Origin of the sequence: Pseudomonas sp. HY13-MNA-CIBAN-0226, assembly GCF_040310305.1 — a bacterium.
In the GTDB taxonomy this organism is placed as follows: domain Bacteria; phylum Pseudomonadota; class Gammaproteobacteria; order Pseudomonadales; family Pseudomonadaceae; genus Aquipseudomonas; species Aquipseudomonas gregormendelii.
Genome location: NZ_JBEOPS010000164.1, coordinates 1 through 284, shown reverse-complemented (window position 1 = coordinate 284; position 284 = coordinate 1). Strand labels below are relative to the sequence as shown.

The following is a 284-nucleotide window of genomic DNA, read 5'->3' as shown; positions in this document are numbered from 1 at the left end:
CAGTGAGCGCCTGCACGAAGTGTTCGCCGCGGCCAAGGAGGCGCGACGTGCGCTGATCTTCGGGCAGTTGATCATCATGGTGGTGTACCTGCCGATCTTCGCTCTCACGGGCGTGGCCGGGAAGATGTTCCACCCCATGGCTTTCACGGTGGTGATTGCCTTGCTCGGCGCGATGATTCTGTCGGTGACCTTCGTACCGGCGGCGATTGCGTTGTTCGTCACCGGCAAGGTCAAGGAAGAAGAAAACTTCGTCATGCGCAGTGCGCGTCGGGTGTATGACCCGG

At 60.9% G+C, this 284-nt stretch carries 1 protein-coding gene; it reads left to right on the top strand.

The features are described 5' to 3' along the window. A partial coding sequence (locus tag AAEZ05_RS28240) for an efflux RND transporter permease subunit (RefSeq protein WP_350649872.1) occupies positions 1–284 on the top strand: 284 nt, incomplete at both ends.